General features: G+C 70.3%; 10 protein-coding genes. 8 read left to right on the top strand and 2 right to left on the bottom strand.

Annotated elements, in window-relative coordinates; all coding sequences use genetic code 11:
* Window positions 1-6: 6 nt before the first annotated feature.
* Window positions 7-2,337, bottom strand: coding sequence for a LuxR C-terminal-related transcriptional regulator (locus tag ACIO52_RS30585; protein ID WP_402648763.1), 2,331 nt, complete (start codon window positions 2,335-2,337; stop codon window positions 7-9).
* 160 nt (window positions 2,338-2,497) lie between these two features.
* Window positions 2,498-4,300 (bottom strand): Hsp70 family protein, encoded by a 1,803-nt coding sequence (locus ACIO52_RS30580; RefSeq protein ID WP_402648760.1) that lies wholly within the window; start codon window positions 4,298-4,300, stop codon window positions 2,498-2,500.
* A gap of 293 nt (window positions 4,301-4,593) precedes the next feature.
* On the opposite strand from ACIO52_RS30580, the gene ACIO52_RS30575 reads away from it, so the two are divergent.
* The 8 genes from ACIO52_RS30575 (at window position 4,594) to ACIO52_RS30540 (ending at window position 16,744) form a co-directional block, all read left to right on the top strand.
* Window positions 4,594-6,867 carry an IniB N-terminal domain-containing protein gene (locus ACIO52_RS30575; RefSeq protein WP_402648757.1) on the top strand — a complete coding sequence of 758 codons (2,274 nt, stop codon included), beginning with the start codon at window positions 4,594-4,596 and terminating at the stop codon, window positions 6,865-6,867.
* Window positions 6,868-6,884: 17 nt separating this feature from the next.
* Window positions 6,885-8,723, top strand: coding sequence for a dynamin family protein (locus tag ACIO52_RS30570; protein WP_402648755.1), 1,839 nt, complete (start codon window positions 6,885-6,887; stop codon window positions 8,721-8,723).
* Complete coding sequence (locus ACIO52_RS30565) at window positions 8,720-10,279, top strand: dynamin family protein (protein WP_402648753.1); 1,560 nt, start codon at window positions 8,720-8,722, stop codon at window positions 10,277-10,279. Before ACIO52_RS30570 ends, ACIO52_RS30565 begins: the two co-directional genes overlap by 4 nt.
* A 587-nt stretch (window positions 10,280-10,866) precedes the next feature.
* Window positions 10,867-12,711: a molecular chaperone DnaK gene (gene dnaK / locus ACIO52_RS30560; RefSeq protein ID WP_218716162.1), complete on the top strand. Its 1,845-nt coding sequence runs from the start codon at window positions 10,867-10,869 to the stop codon at window positions 12,709-12,711.
* Window positions 12,712-12,746: 35 nt separating this feature from the next.
* Window positions 12,747-13,274 carry a nucleotide exchange factor GrpE gene (gene grpE, locus ACIO52_RS30555; RefSeq protein WP_374104819.1) on the top strand — a complete coding sequence of 176 codons (528 nt, stop codon included), beginning with the start codon at window positions 12,747-12,749 and terminating at the stop codon, window positions 13,272-13,274.
* A gap of 99 nt (window positions 13,275-13,373) precedes the next feature.
* Window positions 13,374-14,555: a molecular chaperone DnaJ gene (gene dnaJ, locus ACIO52_RS30550; protein ID WP_218716164.1), complete on the top strand. Its 1,182-nt coding sequence runs from the start codon at window positions 13,374-13,376 to the stop codon at window positions 14,553-14,555.
* A 2-nt stretch (window positions 14,556-14,557) separates the two neighbouring features.
* Window positions 14,558-14,959 (top strand): heat shock protein transcriptional repressor HspR, encoded by a 402-nt coding sequence (locus ACIO52_RS30545; protein ID WP_218716165.1) that lies wholly within the window; start codon window positions 14,558-14,560, stop codon window positions 14,957-14,959.
* A 615-nt stretch (window positions 14,960-15,574) separates the two neighbouring features.
* On the top strand, window positions 15,575-16,744 hold the full coding sequence (locus ACIO52_RS30540) for a globin domain-containing protein (protein WP_218716166.1): 1,170 nt from the start codon (window positions 15,575-15,577) through the stop codon (window positions 16,742-16,744).
* Window positions 16,745-16,803 lie beyond the last annotated feature (59 nt).

Raw genomic sequence — 16,803 nt, 5'->3', positions numbered from 1 at the left:
GTCGAGTTACACCAGCAGTGAACCGTGTCCCATGGCGCGGAGCATTGACAATAATTCCGATCGTGAGCGCGCGCCTATCCGGCGTCGGATTCGCGCGACGTGATGCTCCACGGTTTTGGCGGAAATGTACAGCCGTGCGCCGATCTCCCGATAGGTCAGACCGAGCAGCACCAGTTCGGCAACCTCGCGCTCGCGATCGCTGAGCGCGGCCGTGGCAGGGGGCCGCGGGGCGGGCCCGTCCGCACCGTGGGGCAGGGGCTGCACCGCGGGTAGGGGCTGTTCCACCGGCTGGGCCCGGGCGCGAACCGAGCGGGCCAATTTGAGCAGCGTGGTCGCGGTGGCGGAATCTCCGACGGCCAGCGCGGCCTCACTGGCCAGGCGGGCGGCGTCCCAGGTCAGGCCGAACTCGGCCAGTGCCGACACCGCGGCCTGCACCTCGGCGGCGGCGACCTGGCCGCGCAGCACGAGTACCCACGTGCGGCCCGCGTCGGCCAGCGCGGCGGCCTGCTGGTCGCCTGCCGCCGCGGCGGTCTTGAGCGCGTGGGCGTGGGGGAGCAGATCGCTCGGTGATTCGTCGGCGAGCGCGGCTTGGACGCCGTACCAGTGGAACAGGTTGGTCCAAGCCGGCGCGCGGCCCAATTTGCGTAGGAGTCCGCGTGCCGCGTCGATCAGCGGTTCGATCCGGCGCACATCGCGCAACCGGATGCCGGCCAGCCAGAGCTCGCCGATCGGCAGCAGACTCAGCAGGTCGGCTTCCAGCTCGTCGAACAGCGGACTGGCGGACTGCCATGCGCGCGAAAGCGCCGCGTGGTCGCCCCCGCGCCGGGCCAGCCCAACGGCGAGCGCGTGGGCGAGCAGCTGATCGCGCGGTTCGAGCGTGGCGATGTCGATCTCGGCGAGGGTGTTCGCGGCGTGTTGCTCGTCGCCGCCGAGCAACGCGGCCCAGGCGGTGAGGACGGGGAGCTGACGGCCCGCCCCCCGGCCCGCCGCCCGGCGCAGCGCGTCGCCCGCCCGGCGCGGCTCGCCGGTTCCCAGGCACAACAGCGTGGCGATCGAGACGGCCGAGCAGGGGAGATATCGATCGTCGGTACCGGTGTTGCCTGCCTGGATGAGCGCGGAAATCGCCGTGGCCGTGCCGGTTCCGTGGGGGTCGAGGGAATCGTGCAGCGCGCCCGCGATGAGCCGCGCGCCCGCGTCGGCCTCGGTCGGCGGCCACAGCTGCGCCGCGGCGGCCATGCGGGTCGCGGCCGCTGTCTCCCCGGCCAGTGTGAGCACTATCGAGGCGGGCGCCCAATCGGCGCCGACGCGATCGGGCCCGAGCCAGTTGTACAACCCGGCCGCGCGGCTCACCAGGCCGCGCCGGGTGAGCACCGCCGCGCAGACGCGCACGGCGGTCACCAGTTCGGTGGCGGAGATGCCGTCCTGGGTGAGCAGCGGCTGGGCCAGCCGCAGAGCGGTGTCGGCGTCGCCTGCCCGCGCGGCGGCCTCGGCCCAGCGCAACGCGATCGACTCGACGGGTGCGCCCGCGGCGGACGCGGCCGCGTAGTAGCGCGCAGGGTGTCCCGATTTCTCCGCGGCGCGACAAAGGAATTCGGCTAGCCGGGGGTCGACCACGCCCGACTCGGCCAGGATCAGCGCCGTGCAGTCGCGCAGCAGTCCAGCGTCGATCCGCGCGGCGAGCAGGCGGCGCTGAACTTCGACGTAGCGTCGATCTCCGAGCAGGATGCGCAGCGGTCCCACCGCGGGGGTGAGCAAGAGGTCGGCGTCGGTGACCAAGGCGCCTGCCCGCGCGCGGTCGATCAGATCGTGGGCGGTGGCGGTGTCTACGCCGAGGACCTCGGTGAGTTCGGTGGCGTCCAGCCCGGTTCCGGTCGCGGCGATCACGAGCGCGTCGAGCAGGTCGGGTTCCGCCGCGTCGAGCATCGATCGCGTCCACGCGGTGATCGCCTCGTCGACGGCCGTCACGCAGGTCTCCAGCGGCGCCGTGCGGGCGGCGGCCAGGGCCGCGACGACTCCACCGGGAATACCTGCCGTCAGCTGATGGATGCGCAGAGCGAGTGGCTGGGACACCGCCACGCCGAGTTCCCTGGCGAACGACGCGGTGTCGCCGCTGCCGAGCGCCCGCAGCTCCACCGTGCGGCCGTGTCGCGACACGATGTCGGACAGGACACGTAGTCGGCGATCGTGTGGGCGCGGTTGGGCGGCGAGTACCACCGAGCGGCGGCCGGATTCGATGGCCGCGCAGAGATTTCGCAGGTCGTTGGAGCTGTATCGATGCACGTTGTCGGCGATCAGGACAGCTCGGTCGGCCGGGTCGTCGAGTACCGAATCCGTCATCGGGATCCCACGCTCGCGCAGATGTGAGCGAACAACGTTGAGCAGCACTGTTTTTCCAGTTCCGGCTCGGCCACGGATCAGCAGCAGCACCGGCTGGTCGTCAGCGGTATCGAGTTCGCGGAGGACGGTTCGTGCGCCGGGGAATGAATCCAAGGCGATGTCAGCCACCATTTCCTCCGAGGATCTGGCCTGGCAGCTGCGTGCCCGTTTCGAGGGTTTCGTCTACCGCGCCACCCACACCGTCGAGCAGGTCGCCCGGGTTCACCTGGATGGGCGGGAGCTGAGGCCGTGTGGGCGCGGGAGCGGGAGCGGGTGCCGGAGCAGGCGCGGGGGCGGGTGCGGGAGCCGGGGCGGGCGCGGGTGCCGGGGCCGGCGCGGGTGCCGGGGCGGGCGCGGGCTGCTGCGTGGCGGGCGTGGCCTGCCCGGGTGCGGGGGCCGGTGCGGGGCTGTCGCCCGCCTGCGTGCCGACCGGAGCCGGGCTGCCGGCCGTCGCGGGCGCGCCGCTCGGCGTCCCCGCCTCGGTAGCGCCCACCGGGCTCGCACCCGTCGGCGATGCGGTGCCCGGCGCGCCGGGGCGGGTCGAGTCGGCGACGGTCGAGTCGGTTCCGGCGGGTGTTCCGGACGCTCCACCGGTGCTGGTGGAGGCGGCGCCGGGCACCGGTGGCGCGCTCGTCGTCGCGGCGGGCCCCGTCGGCGCGGAGGGCGTGACACCGCCGAGGGCGAGGGTGCCGGTGGCCAAGGCCGCCATCGTGACCGCGGCCGCGGCGATGATCGCTGCCCGCTTGGCGGTGAACATCCGGGTGGGGGCGGATTCGGTCGTCGGGAGCGCGATGCCCTCGGCCACCGGAGCCGCCGCCATCGGAGCCGCCGCCACCGGCGCCGCGACGACAGCGGCCGGGATGGCCTCGGTAGGCACGGAGACCGCGGCCACGTCCAGGGCGATCTCGGCCGCGCCGTGCGCGGTGCAGGACGCCGGATCGGCGCAGGCGGCGACCGGCAGTCCGAACTCGGTGGAGATCAGCTCGGCGACCAGGGGGATCGCGCCACCACCGCCGGTGAGCAGCACCCGGCCGATATCGCCCATGGTGAGTCCGGCGCGGCGCACCGCGTCGTGCAGCAGGCTCATCGAGTCGAGCAGGATCGGGCGCAGCAGATCTTCGAGTTCGCCGCGGGTCAGCCGGACCTGTTCGGTGTGTCCGGCGGCGAGCATGCCCACCGGGATCACCGTCGCGGTAATTCTGGAGAGGTCTTCTTTCGCATTTCTGCAGCGGGCTCGCAATGCCGACAATTCCGCTTCGACAACGGGGTCGAATGGATCGATATCCCGATCGCCCAGCGCGTTTGCCAGAACATAGCGCATCGTCAGGAGATCGAATTCCATCCCGGCGACAGCCGTACTGTGCAGGGGTGCGCCGAGCATCCCGGCCTGGTCGCCGGTGCGTAACACGGTGACCGTGAGGCCGCTCGCGCCCAAGTCGTACACGGCCAGCGCGCCGTCGTCGAGCAGGCCGTTCTCCATCTCGTATCGGCGCACCGCGGCCATCGGCTCGGGCACCAGCGTCACCTCGGGCAGGCCCGCGCGTGTGAGGGCCGCCCGCGTCGTCTCGACCGACCGCTCCGGCCACCACGCCGGATAGCAGGACACGATCGTCGCCTCGGTGCCCGGGCCGGCCAGCTCGGTGACCAATGCCTGCGTCGCGGCGGCGACCAGATCGGCCGCATTGTGGCTGGATCCGTCCTCCGCCAGCAGGTCCACCGGGTCACCGACCCGGGAGAGGTAGTCGTCGACCACTACGCCGCGCGCGTGCTGGGCGGCGTCGGCGAAGCCGGTCGAGCCGTCGGCGCCCAGCAGCAGGGCACTGTGGTGCGCGCGAACGGTGGTTCCGGATCCGTCGGCCGTGGTGGCCGCGGCGACCGAATTCGCGGCCCCGACGGTAATGCCGAGCGCCAGCCGCTCTGTCATTGGACAACCCCGTTCGCAGGACTTCCGGCGGACCGGAAATGTTGAGTACAACGAGATCGCCGGGGTGGTCGGCGTCCCACTCGAACTGTCGGTTGCTAGGGGGCAGCTGTTACCTGTGCTGGGGCAAGTACGGGGAAATTCCCCTAATCGGTGGTGTCCCCCTAACGGGCACCGTGGACCGTGAACTAGGCATTCGCCCCGTTACCTGTAACGACGTGCCGACCTAGCGTGAAAGACATTCCAACGACAACGGATCGGGCAGTACCGCCCATGATCTGGAGGAGCTGATCTCGATGACACCCAACGCGATTCTGGAATTCATCCTCAACCTGCTGCGTGACCGTGAGGCCGCCGCGGCCTACTGCGCCAACCCGTGCCAGGCACTGACCGTGGCCGGGCTCGACGTGACGCCCGAGGATATTTCCGCCGTCGCCCCGATGGTGGCGGAATCCGCGCTGGTCAGCGGCGGCTCCCAGTTGCAGGCGATCGTGGCGGCGGGTGCCGCGGCGGGCACGAGTGCCGCCCTCGCCTCGACGGCCACCGCGGCCGCCGCCGTGACGGCGGCGACCGGCGCCGACGCCCAGCTCGGCATCGGCCTCGACGTCGGCCTGGGCGCGGCGGCCTCGGCCGTCGCCGGAGCCGCGGCCCAGGTCGGCGCGGGTCTCGAAGCTGCCCTGTCGGCTGTCACCGGCGCGAACGTGGACATCGATACCGGCCTGGCCACCGACCTCTCCACCGTCTTCGGCGCTGACATCGGCCTGGACACCGCCCTCAACGGCGCGGTCGGCGCGGGCGCGGACCTCGCTGCCGGCCTCGGCGGCGCGCTGAAAGGTGCGATCGGCGTCGGCCTCGATGGCGCGGTCGGCGCGGGTACTGACCTCGCTGCCGGCCTCGGCGGTGCGCTGAATGGTGCGGTCGGCGCCGGTACCGACCTCGCTGCCGGTTTGGGTGGTGCGTTGAACGGTGCGATCGGCGCTGGCGCGGGTCTCGACGGTGCGCTGAACGGCGCGGTAGGTGCGGGTGCGGACCTCGCTGCCGGCTTGGACGGCACGGTAGGTGCCGGCCTGGAGGGCGCGCTCGGTGCGGGGGCGAGTCTCGATGGTGTGGTCGGTGCGGGCACTGGCGTGGTTGCCGGTGCGGGCGGCGCCCTGAATGGCGTGGTAGACGCGGGTCTCGACGGTGCCGTTGACGCGGGCGCCGACCTTGCCACCGGCCTGAACGGCGCGGTAGGCGCGGGTCTCGAGGGCGCTCTGGGTGCGACTGCCGGTCTCGATGGTGCCCTCGGTGCGGGCGCGGATCTCGCGGCTGGCCTGAACGGCGCGGTGGGCGCCGGTCTCGATGGCGCGCTGACCGGTGCGGCCGGTGCCGGTGGCGCTCTCGGCATCGGGCTGGACACGGCCCTGAGCGGGGCCGTCGGTGCCGGTGGTGACCTCACCGCCGGGTTCGACGGGCTGGTGGACGGCGCCACGGGTATCGGCACGGATGCGGGCGCTCAGCTCGGCGGCGGGCTGAACGCCGGCGTGAGCGGCGCGACCACGGCGGTCGGAGGACTGGGCGCGGCGGCCTCGGCCGGGGCGCAGGCGGCGGCTGGTCTCGGCGCGGCCGCGACCACCACCGCGATCACCGGTCTCGACGGCGCCGTCGGCGCAGGCGCGGAATTCGGCACCGGCCTGGAGACCGGGTTCGGTGGTGCCGCGTCGGCCGGTACCGGACTGCTCGGTGACCTGTCCGGCGGCGCGGGCGGCGGCTTCGGGATCGACGGACTGATCACCGGCGCCGGCGAGGTCTCGACCGGGCTGGACACGGGCCTGTCCGCGACGACCGGTGCCGGTCTGCAAGGCGGCCTCGACACCGCCGCGACCCTCGGCGCCGATCTGACCGCCGGTGCCCAGACCGGATTCGGCGCGGCCGTGGATTCCGGCCTCGGCCTGGCCGGTACCGCTGGTGCGGAGCTGTCGGGTTCGGTGGCGAGCGGTGCGCAGTCGGGTCTGTCGGGTCTGGCGGAAACCGGTGTCGGCCTTGCGGGTTCGGCCACGGGTGGCGCTCAGGCAGGTCTCGGCGGTGTGGTCGACGCGGGCACCGGTCTGTCGGGTTCGATGGCCGCCGGCGCCCAGTCCGGCTTCGATGGCCTTGCCGATGCGGGCACCGGTCTGTCGGGTTCGATGGCCGCCGGCGCGCAGGCGGGCCTGGACGGTGCCGCCGACGCGGGCGCGGGCCTCGGTGGCTTCGCCGATACGGGCCTGTCCGGCGCGGCGAGCAGCAGCTCGCAGTTCACGGGCGGCCTCGGCGGCACGGTGAGCGGCGCGACCCAGGGCAGCACCGCCGTGACCGGCGATCTCACCGGAACCTCGACGACCCACACCGACACGTCGGGCGCGCTCGGTGGCACCGCGCAGGGGGCGGTGACCACCGCCGCGGACACCTGGTCCTCGGTCGACGTGTCCAGTGCGTTCGGGTCCGGCCTGCATGGTTCGTCTCTCGGCGGCGGGGACGCGTCGCTGTTCGGTGAGTCGAGTACTGTCGCCGAAACCGGTGTGGACACCCACACCGACGGACTGTTCCACTGAGCGAAACGGGCGCTGCGATGGGGACTCTCGCACCGAACGCGGTGCCGCTGACGACGGTGTTGAGTGACACCGTCGCAGCGGCCCGTGCCGCGGGCCGTGACGATCTGGTCGGGCGCTTGGAGACGGTCGCGGTTCGGGTGCGCGATCCGCGCCATCGGATCGTGGTCACCGGGCAACTCGGCCAGGGCAAGAGTCGGTTCGTGAACGCGTTGCTCGGCTTGGACGTATGCCGGGTGGGTGACGACACGACCACGGTGCTCCCACTGCAACTGTCCTATGGTGCTCAGCAGCGCGCGTTCTTGGTCCTCACCGCCCCCGGTGCCGATGAGACGCGGGTGGAGATCCCGTTCGACCAGCTGGGCGAGGTCGATCAGCGCAGCGCACTGGCCCAGGGCCGTCAGGTGGTGCGGATCGAGGCGGAACTGCCCAACCAGCTGCTGGCCGACGGCGTCGTGCTGATCGATACTCCCGGCGTCGGAGGCCACGGAAATGCTTGCGCCGCAGGTGTTCTCGGTATCGCTGCCGCCGCCGACGCCGTGCTCGTGCTGTCGGACGCCTCCACCGAGCTCACCGCGCCGGAGCTCACCTTCCTCCGTCAGATCCGCGAATTGTGCCCCACGGTAGCGGTTCTGCTCACCAAGACCGATCTGTACCCGCACTGGCACCAGGTGCTCGAGGCCGATCGCGCGCACCTGACCCGCGCGGAGGCCGATGTGGCCCTGATCCCGGTCTCGGCGCTGTTGCGCGCGCACGCGCTGCGTCTGCAGGACGCGCAGCTCGGCGCGGAGTCCGGATTCGGTGTGTTGTTCGGCTTCCTGCGCGATCGCGTGGTGGCCCGCGACCATGCCGCCACGCGCCATGCGGTCGCCCGTGAGTTGTCCTCGGCGGCCGAACATCTGGCGCTCGCGCTGGGCAGCGAGCTGGTCACGCTGCGTGATCCCGCGCTCGGTTCGGCCGCCGTCAACGAGCTGCAGTCGGCCCGCGCGGCGGCCGAGGACCTGCAGCGGCGAACCGCGAGCTGGCAGCAGACTCTCGCCGACGGCATCACCGATCTCGTCGGTGATGTCGATCATGACCTGCGCGAGCGCCTGCGCGGTGTTGCCCGCACCGGCCAGGAATGGATCGACGAGCACGACCCCGGGCGGCACTGGGGCGCGATCGCCGAATGGCTCACCGGCGCCGTAGACACCGCGCTCGGTGACAACCTCCTGCTCACCCATCGCCGGGCCGAACTGCTCGCCGAACGTATCGCGGGTCATTTCGCCGAGGTCGGTGCCGTCGATCTGCCCGACGTCCACGCCGGAATGGACGACGAGCGCCAGCTCGCCAGCTCGGGCTCCCTCGCCGACCTCGAACCGGACATCGGTTTCACCAGCAAAGTGCTGGTCGGTATGCGTGGTTCCTACGGCGGCGTCTTGATGGTGGGCTTGGCCACCACTTTCGCCGGGCTGGCGATGCTGAACCCGATCTCCCTCGGCGCGGGACTGATCGTGGGTGGCAAGGCCTATCGCGACGACAAGTCCGCGCGCCTGGCTCGTCGCCGGGTCGAGGGGAACGCGGAGGTGCGCCGGTTCCTCGACGACGTGGCGTTCCAGGCGAGTAAGGACACCAAGGACCGGCTCCACCGTATCCACCGCGCCTTGCGTGACCATTTCGCCGGGGTGGCCGAGCGCAGCCTGCGCTCGATCGATGCGTCGCTGCGGGCCGCGCAGGACGCGGCGACGATGGCCGCGACGCACCGTGCCGAGCGGACCGTCGTCCTGGAACGTCAGTTGACCGCCGTCGCCGAGCTGCGTCGCTACGCGGATTCCATGCAAGCCGAGCTGGGACGGGCCGACGGTACGGTATCTGGGTGACCCACCGTTTCGACACCGCCGCGCCGCAGGCCCAACCCGGGATCCTGGCCGAAGCGCACGAGCTGGTCGGCGCGGCGGCGCGGATACTCGGCCGGGACGAGTACGCGCGCGCCCTGCTCGCCGAGTGTGAGTACCGTCTGCGGGAGCCGTTGCGCGTCGCGCTGGCCGGTTCGATCAAAGCGGGCAAGTCGACGCTGCTGAACGCGCTGGTCGGGCAGGCTGTCGCCCCGACCGATGCCACGGAATGCACCCGCGTGGTCACCTGGTACCGCGACGGCGCCACCCCCACGGTGACCGCGCACGCGGCCGACGGGGCCCGCGCCAATGTGATCGTGCGCCGCGGCACCGGCGCGCACGGCCTCACCTTCGACCTGAGCGCTTTGAACTGGGACGGCGGACGTCCCCATGAGGTCGATCATCTCGAGGTCGGGTGGCCCTCGGCGGCGCTGGCCCAGACCACGATCATCGATACCCCCGGCACCTCGTCGCTCTCGCGCGAGGTGTCGCTGCGCACCGCGCGGCTTCTCACGCCCGCCGTGGCCGGCGCCGATGCGCGCGGGTCGGCCATCGCGGCGCCCGGCGCGGACGCCGTGGTCTACCTGCTGCGCCGCCTCGACGCCACCGACGTGCAGTTCCTCGAACAGATCGGCGCCGGCGCCGGTGGCGGGGGACCGCTCGGTGTGATCGGGGTGGTGTCGCGCGCCGACGAGATCGGCGCGGGCCGCATCGATGCGCTGCATTCCGCGCGTGATGTCGCGGCCCGCTTCGCCGGCGAGCTCGAACGGACCGGGTTGTGCCAGGCGGTGATTCCGGTGGCGGGGCTGCTCGCGTTCGCCGCGTCCACCCTGCGCCAGCCGGAGTTCGCCGCGTTCGAGGCGCTGGCCACGGTGCCCGCGGAGGATCTCGGTGTCGCCCTGCTCTCGGCGGACCGGTTCGCCCGCGCCGACATCGCGCTGCCGGTGGCGCCGGAACTGCGTGCGCAGCTGGCGGATCGCTTCGGCCTGTTCGGTATCCGCATGGCCACCATGCTGATCCGCCTCGGGGTCCGGGATTCGTCCTCGCTCGCCGCGGAACTGGCCGCCCGCAGCGGTATCGATGAACTGCGCTCGGTGCTCGAGGTCCAGTTCGGCCAGCGCGCCGAGGAATTGAAGGCGCATTCGGCGCTGAGCACCCTGGACCGCATCCTCGTCGCCTATTCCGGCACCGAGGCCGACCTGTTGCGGCCACGGGTCCGCGCCCGGCTCGCCGACGTGCACGGGTTCACCGAACTGCGGCTGCTCGGTCGGCTCCGCACCGACGAACTCCCGCTGCCGCCACCGGTTCTCGCCGACCTCCATCGCATCCTGGGTGGTGCGGGCGTGGCCGCCCGCCTGCGTCTCGGACTACCCGCCGACGTCGACCTGGAGACGGTGCGTGCCACGGCATTCAGCGCGGTGCGCACGTGGCGTACCCGGGCCGCCCATCCGCTGGCAGATCAAGCCACCGCGACCGCCTGCCGGGCGGCGGCCCGCAGTGCCGAGGGGATTCTGGCCGAACTGTCGGGCCCGGTCGGATAAGTACGCTCCTCCCCGAGGAACTCCCGGGTCCCGGTCAGCGCATGCCCACCGGACCGGACAGAACTCGTACGCCCGCAGGAGGGGCACGATCTCCTCGGCCAGGTACTGCTCGACTCCGCGTCCGGCGCGTTTCGCCGCGACCACGGTTGTTCCGCGTTCGTCGGCCCCGGCGGTCAGTGTGTTCCGTGACTCCGTCTCGACGCCGCCGCCGAGGACGAGCGGGCGAACCTGCGCGCGGTCGAGGATGTCGAGCGCTTCCGCCTTCTTCCATACTGTGACGATTTCGGTTTCGAGGCCCATCGGACGCTGTTCCAGCTCAGCCGGACGGAGGTCTCCGGCGGGTCACGATGTCGCGTCGGGTGCTGCGGTTGAGCGAGGTCGGCGCAAGAATGGCCCGGGTTCGGGAAGTTTTTTCGGGCGGCGGGAATGAATCGCCGCAGCTGCTGGTTGTGCAGATCGACAACATTGAGCGTGAGTGACTCAAGTCTGGGTTGACTCGCGAGGGACCTCGAGGGCAGGATTGAGCCCACCACGCTCAGTGTTACTGAGACTGTTGCCCCTAAGTTCGTCAAACAGGAGGAATCACTATGGCTCGTGCGGTCGGAATCGACCTCGGGACCACGAACTCTGTCGTCTCCGTTCTCGAAGGCGGCGAGCCGGTCGTCGTCGCGAATTCGGAAGGCTCGCGCACCACCCCGTCGATCGTCGCGTTCGCGAAGAACGGTGAGGTTCTCGTCGGTCAGCCTGCCAAGAACCAGGCCGTCACCAACGTCGACCGCACTATCCGCTCGGTCAAGCGCCACATCGGCACCGACTGGAACGTCGAGATCGATGGCAAGAAGTACACCCCGCAGGAAATCTCCGCGCGCACGCTGATGAAGCTGAAGCGCGACGCCGAGGCCTACCTCGGTGAGGAGATCACCGACGCGGTCATCACCGTCCCGGCCTACTTCGAGGACGCCCAGCGTCAGGCCACCAAGGAAGCCGGCCAGATCGCCGGCCTGAACGTGCTGCGCATCGTCAACGAGCCCACCGCGGCCGCGCTCGCGTACGGCCTGGACAAGGGCGACAAAGAGCAGACCATCCTGGTCTTCGACCTCGGTGGCGGCACCTTCGACGTCTCGCTGCTGGAAATCGGCGAGGGCGTCGTCGAGGTCCGCGCGACCTCCGGTGACAACCACCTCGGTGGCGACGACTGGGACGAGCGGGTCGTGTCCTGGCTGGTCGACAAGTTCAAGGCGTCCTCGGGCATCGACCTGACCAAGGACAAGATGGCCATGCAGCGTCTGCGCGAGGCCGCCGAGAAGGCGAAGATCGAGCTGTCGTCGAGCCAGTCGACCTCGATCAACCTGCCCTACATCACCGTCGACGCGGACAAGAACCCGCTGTTCCTCGACGAGCAGCTGACCCGCGCCGAGTTCCAGAAGATCACCTCCGATCTGCTGGACCGCACCCGCGCGCCGTTCCAGTCCGTCATCAAGGACGCCGGCATCAACGTGGCCGACATCGACCACGTCGTGCTCGTCGGTGGCTCCACCCGTATGCCCGCCGTCTCCGACCTGGTCAAGGAACTGACCGGCGGCCGTGAGCCGAACAAGGGCGTGAACCCGGACGAGGTCGTCGCCGTCGGCGCCGCCCTGCAGGCCGGTGTGCTCAAGGGCGAGGTCAAGGACGTCCTGCTGCTCGATGTCACCCCGCTGTCGCTGGGCATCGAGACCAAGGGTGGCGTGATGACCAAGCTCATCGAGCGCAACACCACCATTCCGACCAAGCGCTCGGAGACCTTCACCACGGCCGACGACAACCAGCCGTCGGTGCAGATCCAGGTGTTCCAGGGTGAGCGCGAGATCGCCTCGCACAACAAGCTGCTCGGCTCCTTCGAGCTGACCGGCCTGCCCCCGGCCCCGCGTGGCGTGCCGCAGATCGAGGTCACCTTCGACATCGACGCCAACGGCATCGTGCACGTGACCGCCAAGGACAAGGGCACCGGCAAGGAAAACAAGATCAAGATCCAGGACGGCTCCGGCCTGTCCAAGGAAGAGATCGACCGGATGGTCAAGGATGCCGAGGCGCACGCCGCCGAGGACAAGGCCCGCCGCGAGGAGGCCGAGACCCGCAACCAGGCCGAGTCGCTGGTGCACCAGACCGAGAAGTTCATCAAGGACAACGAGGACAAGGTCCCGGCCGACATCAAGTCGAAGGTCGAAGAGGCCATCGCCGAGGCCAACACCGCGCTGGCCGGCACCGACATCGCGGCTGTGAAGACCGCGGTGGAGAAGCTGGCGACCGAGTCGCAGGCCCTGGGCCAGGCGCTCTACGAGTCGCAGGCCGCCGACGCCGCCGCCGAGGGCAACGGCGCGGGCCCGGTCGATGACGACGGTGTCGTCGACGCCGAGGTCGTGGACGAGCCGGTCGACACGGAGAAGAAGTGACCGAGGCCAACTCCGAACAGGAGCTGATCGAAGACATCGTCACCGATGCCGACTCCGCCGCCGACGTGGCGGCGGAGCCGACCACCGACGGCGAGGCCGAGGCGCCGGTCAGCGACGAGCTGGCCGAGCGCACCGCCGACCTGCAGCGGTTGACCGCGGAATACGCGAACTACCGCCGCCGGGTGGAGCGGGATCGTCAGGCCAACATCGACGCGGCCAAGGCCGCGGTGGTGACCGAGTTGCTCGGTGTGCTCGACGATCTGGACCGGGCCAGGGCGCACGGCGACCTGGAGACCGGCCCGCTCAAGGCCGTCGCCGACAAGCTCGAGACCGCGCTGACCAAGCAGGGTCTCGTCGAATTCGGCAGCGTCGGTGACCCGTTCGACCCCACGCTGCACGAGGCCGTGCAGCACGAGGGTTCGGGCGCGGATCCGGTGATCGGCCTGGTCATGCGCAAGGGCTATCGGTTCGGCGAACGGGTGCTTCGGCACGCGCTGGTCGGGGTAACCGATGCCGAGGCCGTGGGGGCATCGGATTCGGATGCCGACGGCGACAACCAATAGGAACGCGCCGCGAACGACGGGCCCGGAGGCGGTAGCGGAGCGTAACCACGCAGGGCCCCGAGAGCGGCGCAATTCAACACAGAGAGGAGGAGATGCCCGGTGAGCCAACGGGAGTGGATCGAGAAGGACTTCTACAAGGAGCTGGGTGTCTCCTCCGGCGCCTCGCAGGACGAGATCAAGAAGGCCTACCGCAAGCTCGCCCGCGACCTGCATCCGGACTCCAACCCGGGTGACACCAAGGCCGAGGAGCGGTTCAAGGCGGTCAGCGAGGCCAATGCCGTGCTGTCGGATCCGGCCAAGCGCAAGGAGTACGACGAGACGCGCCGCCTGTTCGCGGGCGGTGGCGGTCGTGGCTACGGCGGTGGCGGGTTCACCCCCGGCGCCGGCGCCGGCTTCTCGCAGGACTTCAACATCGGTGACATCTTCGGCCAGGCCGGCGGCGCCGGTGCCGGCGACGGCGGGCTCGGCGATCTGCTGGGCGGGCTGTTCAACCGGGGTGGCGCGCGCGGCGCGAGCCGTCCGCGCCGGGGCGCCGATGTGGAGACCGAGACGACGCTGGGCTTCCGCGAGGCGGCCCAGGGCGTCACCGTCCCGCTGCGGATGACCAGTCCGTCGCCGTGCACCACGTGCCACGGCAGCGGCGCCAAGCCGGGCACCAGCCCGCGAGTGTGTCCGCACTGCAATGGTTCCGGTGTGGTCAGCCGCAATCAGGGCGCGTTCGGTTTCAGCGAGCCCTGCGACGACTGCCGCGGCACCGGGTCGATCATCGACGATCCGTGCACGGACTGCTCAGGCACCGGCATCCAGAACCGCACCCGCACGATCACCGTCCGGATTCCGCCCGGCGTCAGTGACGGACAGAAGATCCGGTTGGCCGGGCAGGGCGAAGCGGGCTTGCGTGGGGCGCCCTCGGGCGACCTCTACGTGACCGTGCACGTCAGCCAGGACAAGGTGTTCGGCCGTCAGGGCGACGACCTCACCCTGGTGCTCCCGGTGAGCTACAGCGAATTGGTGCTGGGGACAACTGTTTCCGTGCCGACGCTGGACGGCCGGGTCGGTGTGAAGGTGCCGCCGGGCACCGCCGACGGGCGTATCCTGCGGGTACGCGGTCGCGGTGTGCCCAAGCGCGGCGCGGCGGGCGGCGCCGGTGACCTGCTGGTCACGGTGAAGGTCGCGGTTCCGCAGAACCTGGATTCCGATGCCACCGATGCGCTCAAGCGCTATCAGGAGGCGGAGAAGGCGGGTGGCTTCGATCCGCGTGCGGGATGGGCGGGTGCTTGACGATGTCCGATAATCCGAAGTCCGCGTCGGGTGGGGCCTCGCGTGCCGAGTTCTTCATGATCTCGGTGGCGGCTCAGCTGGCGGGTATGCACGCGCAGACGTTGCGCACCTATGACCGGCTGGGTTTGGTCACGCCTCAACGCACTTCGGGTGGCGGACGCCGGTACTCGGCCCGCGATGTCGAGCTGCTGCGCGAAGTGCAGCGGCTGTCGCAGGACGAGGGTGTCAACCTCGCCGGCATCAAGCGCATCATCGAACTCACCAACCAGGTGGAGGCGCTGCAGCAGCGCGTCGAGGAGATGAGCGCCGAGCTGGAGCAGTTGCGGGCGGGCTACCGGCCCGACCTGTCGCCGCCCCAGCGCAGCACCGCGCTCGTGGTCTGGCAGCCACGGCATCGGCGCTGAGGTCCACGTTTCGGCCGAGCCCCCGGTTCGCGATCCGCTCCCGCGGTCGCGGGCCGGGGGCTCGGCCGTCGGTCGGTCAACCCCCGGCGACCGTCTGGTGATTCTCCAGCAACCTCTTTATTCGTGATCTTGCTCATCCCCTACCCCGGCGCAACGCTGTGAGGTGCGGATATATCTCGGAACCATCACGGAAGTTTGCTGGAAGGACGCTGAATTCGGACCAATCGGAGCCTGTTTCCGCAGGAGAATCGCAGCTCTCCGACACACCGTCCCCGCGTGTCGCGGCACGGCGCGTCGGATTTCGGGGCCCCGGATTCGTAGCGGAAGAGTCGCTCTACCAGGCACATTGGTGCGAGATCGGTGCTTTTGCGGGCAAGATCAGCAAAGCGTGAGGTCGTGTTCACCGGTCCTTAACGATCTTGGGGTATGTTTTCAGGTGATACTGATGAGTACTATCTGGTTTTCACAGAATTACATGCGTGATGTTTAAGAGTACGATTCCGAAGCTGGCAAACCTCGCCTAGACTTCTCGCATCGGCTGCTGACGAGTGTCCTCCCAGCCCGTCACTCGCCGGCGCGGCTAGCGTTCGATGGCGAAACGAGGTTGTGACACATATGGATTCGCGGACTGTCGCTTTGATCCGAACTACGTTCAAGGCGGTTGCTGCGGAAGACGGTGGGCCCGAGAAGCTAGCCAGGTCGTTCTACTCGATCCTGTTCACGGACTATCCCGGAATCCGTGACTACTTCCCGGCCGCCATGGACTCCCAGCGTGACCGGCTCGTCAAGGCGATCTCCTACGCGCTCGACCGGCTGGAAGAACCGGACAAGCTGCTTCCCTTCCTGGCCCAGCTCGGGCGCGATCACCGCAAGTACGGTGTGCAACCCGCGCACTACGTCGCGGTCGCCAATTCGCTGAAGTCGGCCATGCGCCAGTTCGCCGGGACCGAGATGTGGACCGACGAGGTCGCCAGCGCCTGGGACGAGGGCCTGGCCACCATCAGCGGCGCGATGATCAGCGCCGCCGACAAGGAGACCACCCCCGCCGCCTGGAGCGCGACCGTGGTCGAACGCCGGGAGGTGCTGCGCAACCTCGCGGTCATCCGGGTCCAGCTCGAGCAGCCCATGCAGTACGCGGCCGGCCAGTACCTCAGTGTCCAGGTGCCCGCGCGGCCCCGGATGTGGCGCTACCTGTCCCCGGCCAACCCGGCGAACGCCAACGGCGAGATCGAGTTCCACGTGCGCAGCGTGCTCGGCGGCTGGGTGAGCCCGGCCATGGTCTCGCACACCACCGTCGGCGACCAGTGGCTGCTCGGTTCGCCGCTCGGCGGGCTCGGCGTGCCGCGCAACACCAAACGCAAGATGCTGATGGTCGGCTGCGGCACCGGCATCGCGCCGCTGCGCGCGCAGATCATGTCGATGGCCCAGCGCCGGGTGAACCCGAAGGTCCACCTGTTCGTCGGCGGCCACCACCCGTGCGACCTCTACGACCTGCAGGTGCTGAGCCAGCTGGCCGTCGCCAACAAGTGGCTCACCGTCACCCCCGTCAGCGAGAGCGACGAGAACCCCTGGTGGTACTACGATTCCGGCGAACCGCAGGCCGACCTACCCGGCCTCGAGCCCCGGATGACCGGCCAGATCGGCAAGGTCGTCGCCAGCTACGGCCCCTGGGCCGATCGCGACGTCCAGATCGTCGGCTCCCCCTCGATGGTCCAGACCACCAAGTTCCGCCTGATGGCCGCGGGCACCCAGGCCAAGTCGATCCGCCACGACCCCCTGTTCTAGGCCCGAGGTTCGCTCGGTCGGGTAGCCCTCGGGTCGGCGACCGAGATCTGCAGCGCTCG

The sequence above is a fragment of the Nocardia sp. NPDC087230 genome (assembly GCF_044744725.1).
In the GTDB taxonomy this organism is placed as follows: domain Bacteria; phylum Actinomycetota; class Actinomycetes; order Mycobacteriales; family Mycobacteriaceae; genus Nocardia; species Nocardia canadensis.
This window is presented reverse-complemented; position numbering and strand designations above follow the sequence as displayed.

Excerpts from the sequence above, each read along its gene's own strand:
- ACIO52_RS30585 (WP_402648763.1), bottom strand. The coding sequence starts at position 2,337 with ATGACGGATTCGGTACTCGACGACCCGGCCGACCGAGCTGTCCTGATC.
- ACIO52_RS30580 (WP_402648760.1), bottom strand. The coding sequence starts at position 4,300 with ATGACAGAGCGGCTGGCGCTCGGCATTACCGTCGGGGCCGCGAATTCG.
- ACIO52_RS30575 (WP_402648757.1), top strand. The coding sequence starts at position 4,594 with ATGACACCCAACGCGATTCTGGAATTCATCCTCAACCTGCTGCGTGAC.
- ACIO52_RS30570 (WP_402648755.1), top strand. The coding sequence starts at position 6,885 with ATGGGGACTCTCGCACCGAACGCGGTGCCGCTGACGACGGTGTTGAGT.
- dnaK (WP_218716162.1), top strand. The coding sequence starts at position 10,867 with ATGGCTCGTGCGGTCGGAATCGACCTCGGGACCACGAACTCTGTCGTC.
- ACIO52_RS30545 (WP_218716165.1), top strand. The coding sequence starts at position 14,558 with ATGTCCGATAATCCGAAGTCCGCGTCGGGTGGGGCCTCGCGTGCCGAG.
- ACIO52_RS30540 (WP_218716166.1), top strand. The coding sequence starts at position 15,575 with ATGGATTCGCGGACTGTCGCTTTGATCCGAACTACGTTCAAGGCGGTT.